The 15,350-nt window shown below is 42.7% G+C and carries 22 protein-coding genes and 8 tRNA genes; 25 read left to right on the top strand and 5 right to left on the bottom strand.

Annotated features, from left to right (window positions below):
- The first annotated feature begins 7 nt into the window (after positions 1-7).
- From IC804_RS06675 to IC804_RS06640, 8 genes are all read left to right on the top strand, one after another.
- Positions 8-83 (top strand) — tRNA-Thr (locus tag IC804_RS06675).
- 6 nt (positions 84-89) lie between these two features.
- A tRNA-Tyr gene (locus tag IC804_RS06670) sits at positions 90-174 on the top strand.
- Between the two features lie 6 nt (positions 175-180).
- A tRNA-Trp gene (locus IC804_RS06665) sits at positions 181-254 on the top strand.
- A 17-nt stretch (positions 255-271) separates the two neighbouring features.
- Positions 272-344 (top strand) — tRNA-His (locus IC804_RS06660).
- Positions 345-360: 16 nt separating this feature from the next.
- Positions 361-435: transfer RNA gene (locus IC804_RS06655), tRNA-Gln, on the top strand.
- Positions 436-440: 5 nt separating this feature from the next.
- A tRNA-Gly gene (locus IC804_RS06650) sits at positions 441-512 on the top strand.
- Between the two features lie 9 nt (positions 513-521).
- Positions 522-595: transfer RNA gene (locus IC804_RS06645), tRNA-Cys, on the top strand.
- A gap of 56 nt (positions 596-651) precedes the next feature.
- A tRNA-Leu gene (locus IC804_RS06640) sits at positions 652-736 on the top strand.
- 135 nt (positions 737-871) lie between these two features.
- Here IC804_RS06640 and IC804_RS06635 read toward each other — a convergent pair.
- The 3 genes from IC804_RS06635 to IC804_RS06625 are packed head-to-tail and all read right to left on the bottom strand — an operon-like array spanning position 872 to position 2,973.
- Complete coding sequence (locus IC804_RS06635; protein WP_008881999.1) at positions 872-2,005, bottom strand: tyrosine-type recombinase/integrase; 1,134 nt, start codon at positions 2,003-2,005, stop codon at positions 872-874.
- Positions 2,006-2,046: 41 nt separating this feature from the next.
- Positions 2,047-2,481, bottom strand: a complete 435-nt coding sequence (locus IC804_RS06630; RefSeq protein WP_008881998.1) for an ImmA/IrrE family metallo-endopeptidase — start codon at positions 2,479-2,481, stop codon at positions 2,047-2,049.
- 21 nt (positions 2,482-2,502) lie between these two features.
- Entirely contained in the window at positions 2,503-2,973 is a 471-nt protein-coding gene (locus tag IC804_RS06625) for a hypothetical protein (protein WP_008881997.1), read from the bottom strand.
- Positions 2,974-3,148: 175 nt separating this feature from the next.
- Between IC804_RS06625 and IC804_RS06620 the strand changes: the two genes are divergently transcribed.
- From IC804_RS06620 to IC804_RS06565, 12 genes are all read left to right on the top strand, one after another.
- Positions 3,149-3,406, top strand: coding sequence for a transcriptional regulator (locus tag IC804_RS06620; RefSeq protein ID WP_008881996.1), 258 nt, complete (start codon positions 3,149-3,151; stop codon positions 3,404-3,406).
- On the top strand, positions 3,403-4,128 hold the full coding sequence (locus IC804_RS06615) for a BRO family protein (protein ID WP_081157569.1): 726 nt from the start codon (positions 3,403-3,405) through the stop codon (positions 4,126-4,128). The genes IC804_RS06620 and IC804_RS06615 overlap by 4 nt, the downstream gene beginning before the upstream one ends.
- Before the next feature lie 15 nt (positions 4,129-4,143).
- Positions 4,144-4,416, top strand: a complete 273-nt coding sequence (locus IC804_RS06610) for a DUF771 domain-containing protein (RefSeq protein WP_081157568.1) — start codon at positions 4,144-4,146, stop codon at positions 4,414-4,416.
- Complete coding sequence (locus tag IC804_RS06605) at positions 4,391-4,672, top strand: hypothetical protein (protein WP_081157567.1); 282 nt, start codon at positions 4,391-4,393, stop codon at positions 4,670-4,672. Before IC804_RS06610 ends, IC804_RS06605 begins: the two co-directional genes overlap by 26 nt.
- Positions 4,673-5,073: 401 nt before the next feature.
- A complete protein-coding gene (locus tag IC804_RS06600; RefSeq protein ID WP_081157566.1) occupies positions 5,074-5,262 on the top strand; it encodes a hypothetical protein in 189 nt (62 codons plus the stop codon).
- Positions 5,262-6,197 (top strand): YqaJ viral recombinase family nuclease, encoded by a 936-nt coding sequence (locus IC804_RS06595; protein WP_081157565.1) that lies wholly within the window; start codon positions 5,262-5,264, stop codon positions 6,195-6,197. The genes IC804_RS06600 and IC804_RS06595 overlap by 1 nt, the downstream gene beginning before the upstream one ends.
- 14 nt (positions 6,198-6,211) lie before the next feature.
- Positions 6,212-7,060 carry a recombination protein RecT gene (gene recT / locus IC804_RS06590; protein WP_081157564.1) on the top strand — a complete coding sequence of 283 codons (849 nt, stop codon included), beginning with the start codon at positions 6,212-6,214 and terminating at the stop codon, positions 7,058-7,060.
- 322 nt (positions 7,061-7,382) lie between these two features.
- The gene (locus IC804_RS06585; protein WP_223812940.1) at positions 7,383-8,165 is read left to right on the top strand and encodes a helix-turn-helix domain-containing protein; all 783 of its coding nucleotides are present in this window, start codon (positions 7,383-7,385) and stop codon (positions 8,163-8,165) included.
- On the top strand, positions 8,107-8,934 hold the full coding sequence (locus IC804_RS06580) for an ATP-binding protein (RefSeq protein WP_081157562.1): 828 nt from the start codon (positions 8,107-8,109) through the stop codon (positions 8,932-8,934). Before IC804_RS06585 ends, IC804_RS06580 begins: the two co-directional genes overlap by 59 nt.
- Before the next feature lie 505 nt (positions 8,935-9,439).
- Complete coding sequence (locus IC804_RS06575; protein WP_081157560.1) at positions 9,440-9,742, top strand: hypothetical protein; 303 nt, start codon at positions 9,440-9,442, stop codon at positions 9,740-9,742.
- Positions 9,739-10,089, top strand: a complete 351-nt coding sequence (locus tag IC804_RS06570) for a hypothetical protein (RefSeq protein ID WP_081157559.1) — start codon at positions 9,739-9,741, stop codon at positions 10,087-10,089. The genes IC804_RS06575 and IC804_RS06570 overlap by 4 nt, the downstream gene beginning before the upstream one ends.
- A gap of 146 nt (positions 10,090-10,235) precedes the next feature.
- The gene (locus tag IC804_RS06565) at positions 10,236-10,496 is read left to right on the top strand and encodes a hypothetical protein (protein ID WP_081157558.1); all 261 of its coding nucleotides are present in this window, start codon (positions 10,236-10,238) and stop codon (positions 10,494-10,496) included.
- A 278-nt stretch (positions 10,497-10,774) separates the two neighbouring features.
- Here IC804_RS06565 and IC804_RS06560 read toward each other — a convergent pair whose 3' ends face one another.
- The gene (locus tag IC804_RS06560) at positions 10,775-11,152 is read right to left on the bottom strand and encodes a response regulator (protein WP_081157557.1); all 378 of its coding nucleotides are present in this window, start codon (positions 11,150-11,152) and stop codon (positions 10,775-10,777) included.
- A 274-nt stretch (positions 11,153-11,426) separates the two neighbouring features.
- On the opposite strand from IC804_RS06560, the gene IC804_RS06555 reads away from it, so the two are divergent.
- Positions 11,427-11,834 (top strand): ArpU family phage packaging/lysis transcriptional regulator, encoded by a 408-nt coding sequence (locus tag IC804_RS06555; protein ID WP_190300696.1) that lies wholly within the window; start codon positions 11,427-11,429, stop codon positions 11,832-11,834.
- Here IC804_RS06555 and IC804_RS06550 read toward each other — a convergent pair.
- The gene (locus IC804_RS06550; RefSeq protein ID WP_081157681.1) at positions 11,831-11,941 is read right to left on the bottom strand and encodes a YjcZ family sporulation protein; all 111 of its coding nucleotides are present in this window, start codon (positions 11,939-11,941) and stop codon (positions 11,831-11,833) included. The genes IC804_RS06555 and IC804_RS06550 overlap by 4 nt on opposite strands.
- Positions 11,942-12,515: 574 nt before the next feature.
- Here IC804_RS06550 and IC804_RS06545 point away from each other — a divergent pair.
- The 4 genes from IC804_RS06545 (at position 12,516) to IC804_RS06530 (ending at position 15,349) form a co-directional block, all read left to right on the top strand.
- The gene (locus tag IC804_RS06545) at positions 12,516-12,968 is read left to right on the top strand and encodes an ArpU family phage packaging/lysis transcriptional regulator (protein ID WP_081157682.1); all 453 of its coding nucleotides are present in this window, start codon (positions 12,516-12,518) and stop codon (positions 12,966-12,968) included.
- 158 nt (positions 12,969-13,126) lie between these two features.
- Positions 13,127-13,933: a DUF4747 family protein gene (locus IC804_RS06540; RefSeq protein ID WP_190300670.1), complete on the top strand. Its 807-nt coding sequence runs from the start codon at positions 13,127-13,129 to the stop codon at positions 13,931-13,933.
- 129 nt (positions 13,934-14,062) lie between these two features.
- A complete protein-coding gene (locus IC804_RS18500) occupies positions 14,063-14,635 on the top strand; it encodes a hypothetical protein (protein WP_223812906.1) in 573 nt (190 codons plus the stop codon).
- Positions 14,636-15,082: 447 nt separating this feature from the next.
- Entirely contained in the window at positions 15,083-15,349 is a 267-nt protein-coding gene (locus IC804_RS06530; protein ID WP_081157438.1) for a hypothetical protein, read from the top strand.
- The last annotated feature ends 1 nt before the right edge of the window (position 15,350 follow it).

The raw sequence follows: 15,350 nt of genomic DNA, 5'->3' as shown, positions 1-15,350 counted from the left end.
TTTATATGCCGACTTAGCTCAATTGGTAGAGCAACTGAATCGTAATCAGTAGGTTGCGGGTTCAAGTCCTGCAGTCGGCACCATTCCGTGGAGGGGTAGCGAAGTGGCTAAACGCGGCGGACTGTAAATCCGCTCCCTTTGGGTTCGGCGGTTCGAATCCGTCCCCCTCCACCATAATGAAGGGGCATAGTTTAATGGTAGAACAGAGGTCTCCAAAACCTCCGGTGTGGGTTCGATTCCTACTGCCCCTGCCATTCTGACGATCATTATGGCGGCTATGGCGAAGTGGTTAACGCACCAGATTGTGGCTCTGGCATGCGTGGGTTCGATTCCCACTAGTCGCCCTTTTGCCTTCAGTGTTGGGGTATAGCCAAGCGGTAAGGCAACGGACTTTGACTCCGTGATGCGTTGGTTCGAATCCAGCTACCCCAGCCAATCATGCGGAAGTAGTTCAGTGGTAGAACACCACCTTGCCAAGGTGGGGGTCGCGGGTTCGAGTCCCGTCTTCCGCTCTCGATCGAGGCGGCATAGCCAAGTGGTAAGGCAGAGGTCTGCAAAACCTTTACCCCCGGTTCGAATCCGGGTGCCGCCTCCACTTAATAAAAAAGTGTTGACAAGCTAATAATGATATGATATAATGTTAAATGTCGCGCCGATGTGGCGGAACTGGCAGACGCGCACGACTCAAAATCGTGTGGGGTAGCCCCCCGTGTGGGTTCGACTCCCACCATCGGCATCCTTGGAATTCGATAGCCCACGGTCAAAAGTCGTGGAAGCCTTGATACGACCGCGTTTGCGGTCGTTTTTCATTTTCAGGAAATCCCGAAAAAAACGATAGAATCCGAAAAAATTTTGCACGAATTTTGCACGGCTATTTTGCATGATATAGATCATCCATGATTTGATCGAGGAGCATATTTTCCGCTTGTTCCAGCTCGTCCAAAATGTGCGAGTAGGTCTGCAATGTGATCCCTATATCCTTATGGCCAAGACGCTTTGAGATATATTTGATGTTTGCTTTCCGGTATAACAGCATCGAAGCGTGCGTATGTCTCAAGGAATGCATCGTCACCTCTTTTAAACCAAGTTTTCTACACAGCGTTTTTAGTGTTTTGTTAACAGCGTTATTGGACACTAACTCCATCTTCGTGTTCACAAAAACAAGATTTTTCTCGTTCCTCAATCCGGTTTTCATGGCCACCTCATTCTGTGCTTTCCGCAGTTCTTTCAATATTTTGCAGGTGTCTTCATCGATCTTTATGGTTCGCTTCGATGAATAGGTTTTCGTATCGGCGAAATCATTCGTAAATTTATAGTCCCAAGTCTTATTGATCGTCACCATTCTGTTTTTGAAATCAATGCAGTCCCATGTGAGCCCTAATATTTCCGAAAAACGTGCGCCAGTTGCCAGGGCGAAGAGGATAATATACCGTGAAATATATTTCGGGCGCATATCTTTTTTGATTTCGGCAATCAATTGTTTCGCTTCTTGATAGTTTAGATATTTTAGTTCCTCGTCTTTCCCTTTTTTCTTCCCTTTCACCACCACTTTATAGGTAGGATCGCGAATGATCACTCCTTCTTCGATGGCAGCTTTAATGCATTCTTTGATGTAAGTATGACGTTTTTTGACGGTTTCAGTCGTTCTCGTTTCCGCTATTTCATTAATAAACTTCTGGTACATATCCCTTGTGAGTTCTTTCATCTTTACCCCTGGAAAGTATTCCTCGACTAGCTGAACGGAGTATTCCACATTTTTATCATGCTCTGGACTGTGTTTCCCCTTTTTGTACAGCTCGAACCAATTCCGCATATATTCAGGGAAAAGCTGATCTGCGGCATTAATATCATAGCCTTTGTGAAGTTGTTTCTCCAATTCAGCGGCCGCAAGCTCCGCTTCTTTCTTCGTCCGAAAACCTCCTTTCGTTTTCGTTTTATATTTTCCGTTTTCTTTGTAGGAAACACGATAGCGCCAGCCGCTTTTGGTTTTTTGGATGCTGGCCATGTCTTCTCCCTCCCTATGCAGAATGTATGTTTGGTTTGAGGTCAAAATTTTTTTAGATGCACCACCTCCTCAGGGACTCCATACGCCGCCGCGGCTTCATAAATGGTTGCATCAGTACCGCGATATGTATAAAGCACATCATCCGACAGAAGCAATTCCACGGCAAACTCATTCGCCTCCCTTTCCACTTTATCCATGCAGAAAAGTGTGTTTCTCCTTAGAAAAGATGTGCTAAGTTCGGGATGCAGAACTGCATGCCCCAGCTCGTGCGCGCATACAAAGCGTTTCATCGGCTCGTCCAACTCTGAATTGATGTGAATGATCTGAATCCGGCGAAATGTATGATGATACCCGTATGTCCCGCCAAGCGGCTCAAACAACAGCACAATGCCTTTCTGTGATGCGATCTCAAAGGGGTTGTTCGTGCCGTGCCTGTTGACTAATTTCTCTACGATCTGTTTGATCTTCTCAGCCATAGCGAACCCCCCTAGAGATAGTTATTGACGGTATTTCTTTGGCGTGAACTTTTGTTTTGCGATGCGCTTAGCGAGGCGGAGCGAGTTTTCCAGAGATGCGATCAGTAGTTCCCGATCTTCTTCATCGAGTTCGTCGATGTCCACTCCGCCGAATGCAGCGAAACCGCTTCCTGTCTTGAGCCCCTTGATGATCTTTTCCAGCTCCTTTTGGATGTCGCGCTCGTCTTTATCCGTTAGGGTAGGTAGATGTTCTTTAGTATCGTCAGCGATATATCCGGCGGCTTGCATTAGATCCTCATAAGTAATTCCGTTGTGAGCGTGATCCGCTAACTTTTTTATTGTCTGAGGTGTGGGAGGGCTGTCTAATAAGCATCTGAGTAACCTTGATATATGAGCGGATGTAACACCTGATTTTTGAGCATAGTGGTTTATTGACCTATTCCCTTTTGCCTTTTCCAGTAGCTCTGCGAATCTTTGCTTATCAAAAGACATGTATCTAACCTCCATTTTTTTGTTGTCTAAAATCAATGTTATATCTATATTCTGTTGTTTGTAAACAACGAAAAGTAAAAAATCATAAAAAGTATTGACTGTATGTAATAATAGATGTTATATTTTACATGAAAACAATATTGACTACATACAACACTCGGAAGGGAGTGATAAAGTGTACGTTAACAAAGACAAGGTGAAAGTATTAATGGAAGAAAGAGCAAATGGGAGATATCGCAAATTCGCTAGAATGCTGAATCTTGATGTTGCCCATTTGTACAGGGTTCTAAATTCCAAGAGTATGGCAGGACCAAAGTTTTTAGGAAGACTTAAAAAGTATTGCGATGAAAATGGTTTAGACTTTGAAGAATATATTTTTTTAGATGATCCGTTACATGCAGTCAATGATAATTGGAAGGGAGAAGGGAAATGAACCCGCAAGTTTTCACTTATGGTGAAACACAGGTTAGAACAATCATCAAAAACGGTGAAGTTTGGTTTATCGCAAAAGATGTGTGCAGTGTTCTCGATATCAAAAACAGTCGCGATGCCTTAGGGAGATTAGATGAAGACGAAAAGGGTGTAGTTTTAACCGACACCCTTGGAGGAAAACAACAAATGTTGTGTGTCAATGAAGCTGGACTTTACAACTTGGTTTTGAGAAGTCGTAAACCCGAAGCAAAGCAGTTCAAGCGTTGGGTGACACATGAAGTCCTCCCAACCATCCGTAAAACTGGGGGATATGTTTCGAATGATGAAATGTTCATCAATACGTATCTTCCGTTCGTGGACGAACAAACAAAGATGGTGTTTCGTGGTGTACTAGAAACAGTGCGGCGACAAAACGAACAAATCGCCGCGATGAAGGCGAAAGCGGATTACTTTGATGCCCTAGTCGCTCGAAACCTTTTGACGAATTTTCGCGACACAGCGAAAGAGTTGAAAGTCAAAGAACGGTTCTTCATCAACTGGCTTCTTCAAAATAAATTTGTATATCGGGATCAGAAAGGGAAACTCAAACCTTACGCGGCATATATCCCAGAACTGTTCGAGTTGAAAGAGTGGGAGCGAAACGGAAAGGCAGACGTTCAGACGCTAATCACGCCAAAAGGACGAGAGACGTTCCGGTTGTTGCTGAAGAAAGAAACGGCTTGAAAGGAGGTGAGGGGGATGGAAGTGAAAAACAAAGTCTGGTGGTCCATGCAAGACCTCAAGGAACGAACTGGATACAGCGAGGATTGGCTTAAAGAGAACATCCTCTTGCATCCTCGCTATAAATCGATGCTCGACATTGAAAACGGCGGTTTCGTGTACTACCCGGAGCGAAAAGGTGAGCGATGGTGCTTCATTGCTTCGAAGATGGAGGAGTTTTTGCAAAAGCATTTTCGAGAAATATTCGCGAAAAAGGGGGACACTCATGCAAATCAAAAAACTATCGTTTGATGAGTTGCCGGCGTGTGTTGCTGGTGAAATCACAAGTCGTTACAAAGATGTTCAGCTGATCGAGGTAACCATGATGGAGTTTGAAACGGTAACAGAACCGATGTACATGATCAGCCTGTTGGACCTCGATAGAAACATCATCGTAGAGATGACATTTATAGACGGAAAAATCAACCATGAGAGCATCGTGACGCTCCGTACGGTGCTCCGGGCGATGAAGAAATATCCGGATCGATTCAGTCTCAAAAGGAGGTGAAATGGTGTTTTCACAAAACAGAGAAACATTTCGCAAAAAGCGATATAAGCAGTTGCTACGAGAGGAGATCTTTCTGATTGGCCTATCGGAAGTAATTGAAGCCAGTGGGGATGCAGCAGGGGCACAACAGGTTTGGTCGCGTGTGTGGAAAACTCGCGAAGTGAGAAAGAGTTTGTGCGGCCAGATGTCGTCATGATGATCAAAGTTCGTGAATGGTTGCAGATGTCCTGGGAAGAACGTTTTTGGTTGCTTGAAAATGAAGCCTATCGGCAATGGAAAAACAGAAAACGGTTCTGCTTGGGGAACAGAACCGTTTGACCAAAAGAAGAGGTCGGTGAATATTACCTCGCCAATTCCATTATATTTCACCGACCTTCCAAATACAAGGGAGGTAATCAGTTATGAATCTTGATCGTTTTGCTTACGGTTTGCGTCAATCATACAAAATAGCCGGTGAGTGCCGGCACTGCGGTGCTGAATTATATAAGGGGTGCGAAGCGATTCAATTTGAGGGCGAGTTGTTCTGCGATGCCGTTTGTTTAGGAGAGCACCTCCTTGAAATTACCGATTACGACGAGGTGATCCTGTGATGAAGCCGATCGTCTTAGCAGAAACGGCAAACATGGATCATCTTGAATGGTTGCGGTTGCGACAGAAAGGCATTGGCGGCTCGGATGCGGCCGCCATTGCTGGGCTGAACAAATGGAAATCTCCTGTGGCTGTGTATTTCGAAAAAATCGGACAATCCTCGGAAGAAAGCTTGAACAGTGAAGCCGCGTATTGGGGAACAGTGCTTGAAGATGTCGTTGCTCAAGAATTTAGCAAACGAACAGGTCTCAAAGTGCGACGCAGAAATGCGATTCTGCAGCATCCAGAACACTCTCATATGTTAGCAAACGTTGACCGTCTTATTGTTGGTCGAAAAGAGGGACTTGAGTGTAAAACGGCCAGCGAACACCTTAAAGAGGAATGGAAAGACAATGAGGTTCCGGCACAGTATCTCATCCAATGTCAGCATTACATGGCCGTCACAGGTTTTGATTCTTGGTGGATTGCAGTTCTCATTGGTGGAAATAAGTTCATCTACAAGAAAATCGAGCGTGATGAAGAGATCATTCAATATCTCATTCAGATCGAATCAGACTTTTGGAACAATCACGTACTGAAGAAAAATCCGCCGATGTTCGATGGATCAGAGGCGTCTAGTGATTTGCTGAAAGCACTGTACCCGACAGCCAAGTTTGACGAAGAGATCCAGCTTCCCCCGGGCGCTGTTGAGCTGATCGCTAAATATGAACAGGCCAAACAAGAGGAGGCAGAAGCAGCTGAGCGGCGTAAGGAAGCAGAGAATCAGCTTAAGGCGATGTTAGGAGAGTACGAGCGAGCATTTGCCGGAGATCGCGTGGTGACGTGGAAAAACATTGTGAGTCATCGCGTTGATACGAAATTACTCAAAGCGAAGTATCCGGACATTTATCAAGAAGTGACTAAAGCATCTATATCTCGTCGTTTTGCAATTAAATAAGGGAGGTCATATGTATGGCAACAAATCAATCTTTAAAAAATCAGCTTGCAAACAAAGCGAAGAAAACAGAGACGGCTCCTCCTTCTCCAGCTCAAACGATTGCGGCATATCTGAAAAAGATGGGCCCGGAGATTGAAAAAGCCCTGCCGAAACACATGGATGCCGATCGGATGGCGCGCATTGCGTTGACGACGATTCGAACCAATCCGAAACTGTTGGAATGTTCAGTTCCCTCTCTTCTTGGCGCGGTTATGCAAGCAGCGCAGCTTGGTTTAGAGCCAGGACTCATCGGACATTGCTACTTAGTGCCATTCAAAAATGGACGGACAGGTCAAACAGATGTTCAATTCATCATTGGCTATAAAGGCATGATTGATTTGGCACGTCGGTCGGGGCAGATCGTGAATATCTACGCTCATGCAGTGTACTCCAATGATGAATTCGACTATGAACTGGGCCTTGAGCCGAAATTAAGACATAAGCCTTGTATGAGTGGAGATCGTGGTGAATTCATCGGAGCCTACGCGGTCGCTCATTTCAAGGACGGTGGCTATCAATTTGAATTTATGTCAAAAGAGGAGATTGAGAAACGCCGTAAGCGCTCTAAAGCGGCGAATAATGGTCCATGGGTCACAGACTACGAGGAAATGGCGAAAAAGACTGTCATCCGACATATGTGGAAGTACCTACCGATTTCTATTGAGATCCAGCAAGCTGTTGTGCAAGACGAGATAGTGAAGAAGGACATCACAGCTGATCCGGAACCAGTTGACTACATCGAAGCCGAGGCATACGAGGTGATCGATCCGCAGCCGCAAGAAGAGACGCCTCAACAAGGGGAGATCGTCTTCGATGCTGAATAATCAGCCCACATATAAGGTCCTCCTCCCAAGATGGATCTGGGAGGAGGCCAAGGATGAGGAGCATTTCAAACAGCTGGTACTAGAGTATATGCGCAGATACCCGGGATTTACCGTCAAGCGTGTAATTGACGAGCTTGCGATATGCTTCAAGAAATAGAAAAGCCGAGGTGATACGATGCCCGACAGTTTTTATTTCCCTGTTTATACGGGAATTCTCACCCCAGAACACCGAGAACGGATCGGACCAGCCATATGGGAGTTTTTATGGCTTATCTCCAAAGTAACCAAGGAAGTGCAGGAAGAAGGAGAAACGTTGGGCATCGTGCTCGGCGGAAGGCCAGTGAAATTGGCAGAAATCGCCGATGACTTGGGCTCAAGCGAACGAAGCGTCAGAAGAAATATCACCCGTCTTAAAGAACAGGGCTATATTGAATCAATTCGAGCACCATACGGAGAAATTTACAGGGTTAGGAAATCAAAAAAATTCGCTTATCATAACAGACCGGACAAAAATGGCCTGTCCCTAAATGAGAGAGTGGCCGCATCTGACCTATCTGGAGACAAGAGAGTGGCCAAAAATGGCCGGTCTGAATCTAGAGAGTGGCCACTTTTGTCACAGAGATCGGCCACATCTGGCCTATCTAATAAAGATATAAAAGATATAAAAAATATAACTGATAGAAAAATAGATGATGATGATTATATAGGCAACGATCGTACAATCGATCAATCATTCCAATTAATTGCCAATAGATACATCCAGCGTAGAGGAAAAGGGTTATCACTTTCTCCTAAAGATGAAGCAGCTATAGAAAAACTCCTACAAGAGCAGATCCCGATGGATGACATTCTCAAACTGATGGATCAAGTGTTTGACGAGTATGAACCGAAATTCAACGGTGACGAGATTCATTCTTTCGAATACGTGCGCAAAGTGTTGCTAAGCAAATATCACGAGCAAAAAGAGGGAGAGGGTACGGATGGCACGACGATTCGCAAGCATTACCGAGGTGTTAGCCGACCTTCAGCAGAAGGCGGAAAGACATATGAACAAATCCTCCGAGAAGCCGAAGCGGCCAGACGAGCTTGGGGGTGGAAGGGATAACTATGAGTGCTCCCAATGCAAAGATACCGAATTCCTCTTCTATCGAGACGAGCGTGGTTATGAATTCGCCCGACCTTGCGAATGCCGGGAACGGAAGGCGTGGAAACGGCGGTTCAAGCAGGCACTCATTCCCGATGAATTTGTTCATGCGAATTTCGAGAATTTCAAGCGAGTGACGAAGTATCAGCAATCGATGTATGATGTGACACTTGAATATATGAATGAGTTCAAGAAGGAAAACGGCGAAAAAGTGATTGCGAGGCACAACCTTGGCTTTATCGCATTTGTTGGGGAGCAGCGATTACGAGAGCTTCCGGCTGGCAAACGGGCTGAAATGAAACAAATGCACAACAATTTTGGGGTAGGGAAGACGCATTTGCAAATTGCGCTAGCCAAACGGCTGATCAAAGACGGATTCAATGTACTCGTCGTTTCAGATGTCGCATTCATGGACGAGCTGATTCAAGCCAAGATGATGAACGACGAAGGCGAGACGTTGAACCAACTGCTATACGGAGCAATCAACGCGGATGTGCTGGTTTGGGACGACATTGGCAAAGCGAAATGGTCGGAGGCGAAAGAAGCTCTGTACTATCAGATCATTAACGAACGCTACAGAAAACAAAAGCCAATCGTGTTCAACAGCAATGAGGATCGAGGGACATTGAGTGAAAAAATCGGCTATGCAGCTGCCAGTCGGCTGCTCGGGCAGTGCGGTTCATACCTCTTGGAAGTAGAAGGCGAAGATTTCCGGCTGAAAGGAGCATAAAACATGTGCGTGAAATGCGACGGAACGGGGCGGCTATACACAAGAGTGATGAACGGAGCATGGTTAGTGGCATCCTGCGACTGCGAATACGCAGAAAAGGCCCGGCGAGAGCACGAACACGAGATGCAGGTGTTTCGCAAGCGATTGGCGGAGGCGTATGAACGATTGGGAATCACAGAGAATGTAGTTTGGGAAGTAGGTGATCAGGTTGGGTATTCTCTATGAAAAGGTGCAGTTCATGAAAGATCTTAAACGCCAACATGTCATCAACCAGCTTATCGAGATGGGGATACACGAGTATGAAGGACGTGAGATCGGGGAACTGGATTATGATCGACTGAAATATATCCTTGCACTGATGAGGCTTAAAAATTAACACACTCGTAAACCGTGTATTTTGGCTTATACGACGTTTTTCTTGCGAGGGTAATAGGAAAGTACCCGAAGGTGAGGAAAACGCCTTAGAAGGGCAGATAAAGACTTTGGATAAGGTACGGAGGGAGCAATGAGCGGACGAAAATCACGAAACAAAGGACAACGCAGAGAACGTGAATTCGCCAAAATCATTCAAGGGGAACGAATCCCTTTGAGTGGGGCGGCGGGTGGTCGATTCGGGAATGATGTGGAAGGATTAGGACTGAGATTCGAGGTAAAGGCAAGGAAAAACGGCTTCCAGACGCTCTACAAATGGCTTGAGGATGAACGAGAGAAGCCGGACGCGCTGGCTTTGAAAGCAGACCGGAAAGACTGGCTTGTGGTGATGAAGTTGGAAAGACTCTTAGAGTTGATGGGGTTGAACGAAAAATGAATCAGTTGACCATTTTCGATTTCATTGAGAATGGGCAACAAGCCAATAGCGCGATTTTGGACAAGATACAGGGGGCTTTTCCGGGATGGGAAGCACTTGGATATGCAAAGGAATTCGTTTGGGACTGGGGCGAGGATTATTCAGCAATTATTCGCCGTGGCGATCAATATGAATGCGTGCGCGTAGAGTTGTACCGTGACGGCCGTGTGAGTGCCGGATATACACGCAGGCGAGATTTTGTGACGCGTTGGTTTGAACGCGATGAGGAAAAAGGACGTCATTGGGTATGGAGATCGCTTGAGGATCAGGAAAGAGTGTTTGAGATTGTGAGACGAAACAGGTGGTGAATATATGTCATGAGCAAGCGTAAGCGCCGGTTGAGGTGGTATCTGTTGTTTCGACGTGAAGACGGACAGGCTGTCTACCGATATGAGCCGTTGCAAAAATGTGAGTTGAACAGCCGATTAAAGAAAGGCTGGAAAGTGGTGATGTAATGAGTAGATCACTGCGCAAAATCAAGCGTGAGAGGGAGAAAATTTCTTCTCCCTCTCATCCGCATGTAATGACAGCATGGAATCGCGGATTTGAAGCAGGAGCCAAACAGCAAAATGAATTAGACACGCAATTGATGATGGAGTGGCTCGGCAAGTTGGAAGAGATCCCGGGGATCGGGCCCAAAACAGCAGCGAGGATCCGGGAGCATTATCTGACTTTCATACTGCAGAAGAGGAAAGAACAGAACGGCATGATATAGAATCTCAAGTGTGCAAAAAAATTGTAAGACCCGAAGTTAATCGGGCCAGAGAAACCTAATAAATTGAATAATTAAAGACATTTATTACTGATCTGAGGGGGCGTCTTCTTTATTAGGATCTTTAAGAAGCGATTTTACGGAGATAAGAAAACTTATGCTTAAGATTATCGACAACTACTATCCGAAGATTTCAATAAAGGCCATTTTATCGTCTTCCCCCCTCATTGCTTTGTAAAAAATATGAAAAAGAGGCGTGGATGTATACCAGGAATAACAGCTTATTTTGATTCTTTTTGGTTGCACAAATTATTAAGAGCAGAGACTAACTCATTAATATATGGTTTAACAACAAAATCTTTAGCGCCAATTTGGAGCGCCTCAATAGTAAGATATTTTTGCCCCATTGAGGAACACATGACAACTTTAGCGTTGGGATCAATTTGTAGGATTTGTTTTAGGGCGTGCAGGCCATTCATCTTAGGCATAATAAGGTCTAAAATCGCAATGTCAGGATGTTTTTCTCCGTAAAGAGCTACGGCATTGTAACCATCAGACGCCTCAGCTATAATCTGATAACCATGACGAGACAGAAGATCTTTGATTAAGTTCCTCATAAACATGGAATCATCAGCAATAAGGACTGTTGCTTTTGGCATTGTACACCTCCATCTATTTTGACGAATTGTCGAATATTGTCGATACACAAAATTCATATTAGCAATTTAATAGTTAAATTAACACAGGAAAATGGAACTATTATAAGTGATGGAGCTTGGTTTTGTGGTATATTAGACCTACTTTATTATGGGGAATATATAATGAGGCGTAAAAAAAGACCGGGCTTCTCCCCGGCCAGGATGAAAAAAGAGGCAATTCGCACACAGTCTAAATTATAACACGGGAGGGGTCCGGGTGGTAAAGTACAAACAGATGTCATTCTTACGAGATGTGGACGGGGGGAAGACCAAAGAGGCTGTTGAGGCAGCGCTTGAGAAATATCGCATGTATATGTTGACGGTTTCAGACGAATTCTTGCCACGCGTGACGCAAACATGCTCTCTCGTGCCACCAAGCTCTATCCCTGTATTGGACAATTCAAAAGGCTACAATACAAAGCTCGTTTGGAGGAAACGTGGATACAAACATGTTGCGCTAGGGATGGATGATTTACAGCCAAAAAAAACACATGCGTACTTTTATTACGATAAGGAGTTAAAAAGGTTGGGTGGCTGCTTCCCGTTACACTGGTTTACGGAGTTTCGAGAAGTGGATGCAGATGAAAAAGGACGGATCTATAATGATCCGCCCTATAAAACTTTTAAACGGATTCTAGATTAGTAACCACCAAAACCACCAAAGAAACAACTACATCCAACAATAATTAAAAGGATAAACAGCACAACAATTAAAGCAAAGTTTGATCTAAAGCCAAAGCCATCTGACATTTTGTAAACCTCCTGATTTAAAAGGATAGTACATCCTATGTAAAACATAGCGAGCCTGTATAAGACAAACAGCCCAGGTAATGAAAAAAATGATGAATCAGTTTAGCATTTCGCTGACATGGGCGGTGACAAGTGTGAATCAGGGGGCAGAAGAAGCTGAAGAAGACATTTAGGAAACAAAACGATAGTTCTGTTTATTACGCCTCATACTAACCATGAGGTGATAACAATGGCATACAGCTGGGAAGATAAATGCGCGTTTATTGAACTAAAACTAATGGCTACAAACATTCTTTGCAAAATCATGAACGATGATGTTTATTCGAAAGACATGCTAATTGAGGACTTGAAAAAGCTCATTCGAAGATTGGATGCGGAGGAACCAAGGTTATAGGCTTAAAAAGGAACAAGGTCATTCTACAGGAATACGAGTCTTCGAGCGGGGAGATTGACCTTGTTCCACTAAGATTTATTTCCACTATTGAAGCGTTTAATACAAAAATAAAAAAGCCAGGACTTCTCCCATCTTAGAAAAGAGGGGTCAATTACATTATAACACACGGGAGGGGTCCGAGTGGTAAAGCAGTTGTCGTTCAAGCTCCCAGAAATCGATCGTGAAAAAACGAAGGAAGCTGTTGAAGCTGCCCTGGAGAAATATCGGTTCTATCTCCTTACGATTCCAGAGGAGCGATTGCCAAAGGTAACAGCCACATATTCACTTGTTCCTCCTGCTCACACCAATGCTTTTCATTCATCTACAGAATCAGCAGTGATTGACAAGGTGGATTTTGAACGCGAGCGCGACGAGTACATGGAGAGAATACGCCGCGCGGTGAATCGGTTGAACAAGCTGGAGCGCGAACTGATCGTGAAGCGGTATTTGACGTTAGACGAACCTTATGACTACGATGTGTACAATGAGATGGGGATTAGTGAATCGACGTTCTATCGAGTGAGGGAAAAGGCGTTTTATAAGCTGGCCTTCGCGCTACGAATCGAAGTGTACAAAGAAGAGGCACCTGTATAGGTGTCTTTTTTATTATAAAAATTAGCGCTACTCGACTAATTTCGATAAAATCCGACAAATGTATAGTGATAAAATTTGATTAAATTTGTAAATCAGGCAATATTGCATAGTCCAAATTTCTTTAATAAATATATGAAGGAGTAATGAGGGGGATAATTGTGGCTGAAAGAAATTTTTATGCTTATCAAATTGATTTTCAAAAGTTGAAAAAATCACCAGATGGAAAGGAAACATACAGTGATTTCTGGAATTACTGCAATTTTAAAGGTATGATCGATGACATAACTTCCAGAAATAAAAATGATATAAAAAAAGTACATAATGGATGGTTTATGTTGCTTGATGAAATTAAAGAGTTTAATGAAAAAGTGAACAATACTGAACATAAGTATATGGTGGGAAGATTTTTATATGCCGAATATGGTTATGTAGGTAAACTTAGACATGTTGATACTCTGGCACAAAGAGATCATGACAAAGACCCAAGAGAAGGTGAAGAAAGGTTTGTTTACTTTTATATAAGAGCCTCTGATGGATTGTTGCTTTTACAAGGTGATACAAAAGTTATTCGCTCTAAAGTAGAGAGTTATTTTAGTGAGCTTGGGAAAGGTTATTTACAAGCAAAAGGTATATATGATATTTCTGTAAGCACTCTTTTAAGAGGGGACTTTTTAGATGAAGTAAAAAAATTAGATAGTGTAAACAAAATTGAAATAGAACTTGCTGTAGAAAAAGCAAATTCATATGAAAATGAGCTAATGAGAGTGGCAAAAAAGCAAGCAGAAGAATTCGAAGCCAACTATGCTACAATTGTAATGCAGTCTAAGTATAAAAAGAAAAGTTTAAAGGGATTTGAAAAACTTTTGGAGAAAATTAAACCTAGAGGAGCTGTTGCTCCGGTAAAGGGAGTTAGTAATATAAAAGTTATCGGAAATCAAGACGGAGAATTAAAAGGGTATATTTAAGCAAAATATCAGAGAAATATTCTGTGAATGTAAAGGTAGACGAGAATAAAAATTTAGATCCGGAAGATGTTTATAAACAATTAAAAGATAGAGGTTTAAAAAGAGACCCATTATGGAGGGAAGAGGAGGATGGGGAAAAGAGTTAAATTATTCTGGGAAGCAAATAATTTTCCAATTAAAGTGATCTTAAATTACCTCAAATTCTCTACAAAATCGGAAAAAATATTTGATTTTTTTATACCGTTGTTGATGACCGGAGGAATTCTGTTATTTATCTTCTATAAGGACCCGTCGACAAGTACTGTTTTAAAAGGAGTAAAAGATATTAACAATCAGTCGCTAACATTTATATCCATATTGGCTGGTTTTAATATAGCAAGTATTTCTGTTATTGCTACCTCCAATTCTAAATTATTTGCTGAGTTAAAATTAAAATATAGTAAAAAAGTCGAAGGTAAATCATTATATGAGGTTATGTTAACATTTTTTTCTGCTGCAATTGTAACGCAATTTTTCATTATTCTTGTAGGAATAGTTATATTGGTTATTTCTTCAATTGTAAATTTTCCAAATAACTTTAACATGTATTGTTACCATTGGATATTTATAAGTATATGGATATATTCATTGATCACTGCTGTGTTTGTATCACTCAGAAACCTTAAAACCTTATTCTATATTCTTGTGTATGAAGAGTATTAATTTTATTGTGTTGCAATAAAAATAATGGAAAACTGAAAGAAAAATGAAGGAGAAATGACAGAAAGATGACAGAATATTTCTGTTTAGACGTGTTATGATGATAACGTGAGATATTTTGGAGTAGGGCGTCACTCCGATCGGGGTGGCGTTTTTCATTTGCAATGAATTTAAAAACGCAAAACAGGAAACAATAAGCTCATGTAATGGAAGCTACGATGAGAGCATGAAGTGAGGTTTATGGTTATGTATCCATACAACGACAAAGAAAAAGCCCAACGTGCCTACGAACGCCATAAGTGCAAAAACTGTATATGGGCCAAGTGGCAAGTGCCATATCTTGTTTCCTGTCCATTTGCGCGGTGTGTACGAATGTCGGAATTTGACGAAAAAGCGATGTAGGAAAATTCCCCCTTTTGTCGCATTGTTTAGGCGGAAGGAGGGATACAAGTGAATTTAGATGAATTAATTAAAGAAGGTGAAGCTCTCCGTGACAAAGCTGAGGATGATGGCTGGGGAGTGAAAAAAATTCTTAAAGGCGAAGACCTTGAAGTATGGGCATCAAAATGTGTTATTTTTATGGATCGAAATTATTCTGATAATGAGTTTTTGTGTGAAAAAGTAAAAGAAAATGCGAAAGATTTAACTAAGAATGGTTATGAAAAGTGTTTAGCTATTCTTGGTGTCTTAAAAGCATTGAAAGAGGCAAATTATTAAG

Origin of the sequence: Geobacillus sp. 47C-IIb, from assembly GCF_014679705.1 — a bacterium.
Taxonomy (GTDB): Bacteria; Bacillota; Bacilli; order Bacillales; family Anoxybacillaceae; genus Geobacillus; species Geobacillus thermodenitrificans.
This window is presented reverse-complemented; position numbering and strand designations above follow the sequence as displayed.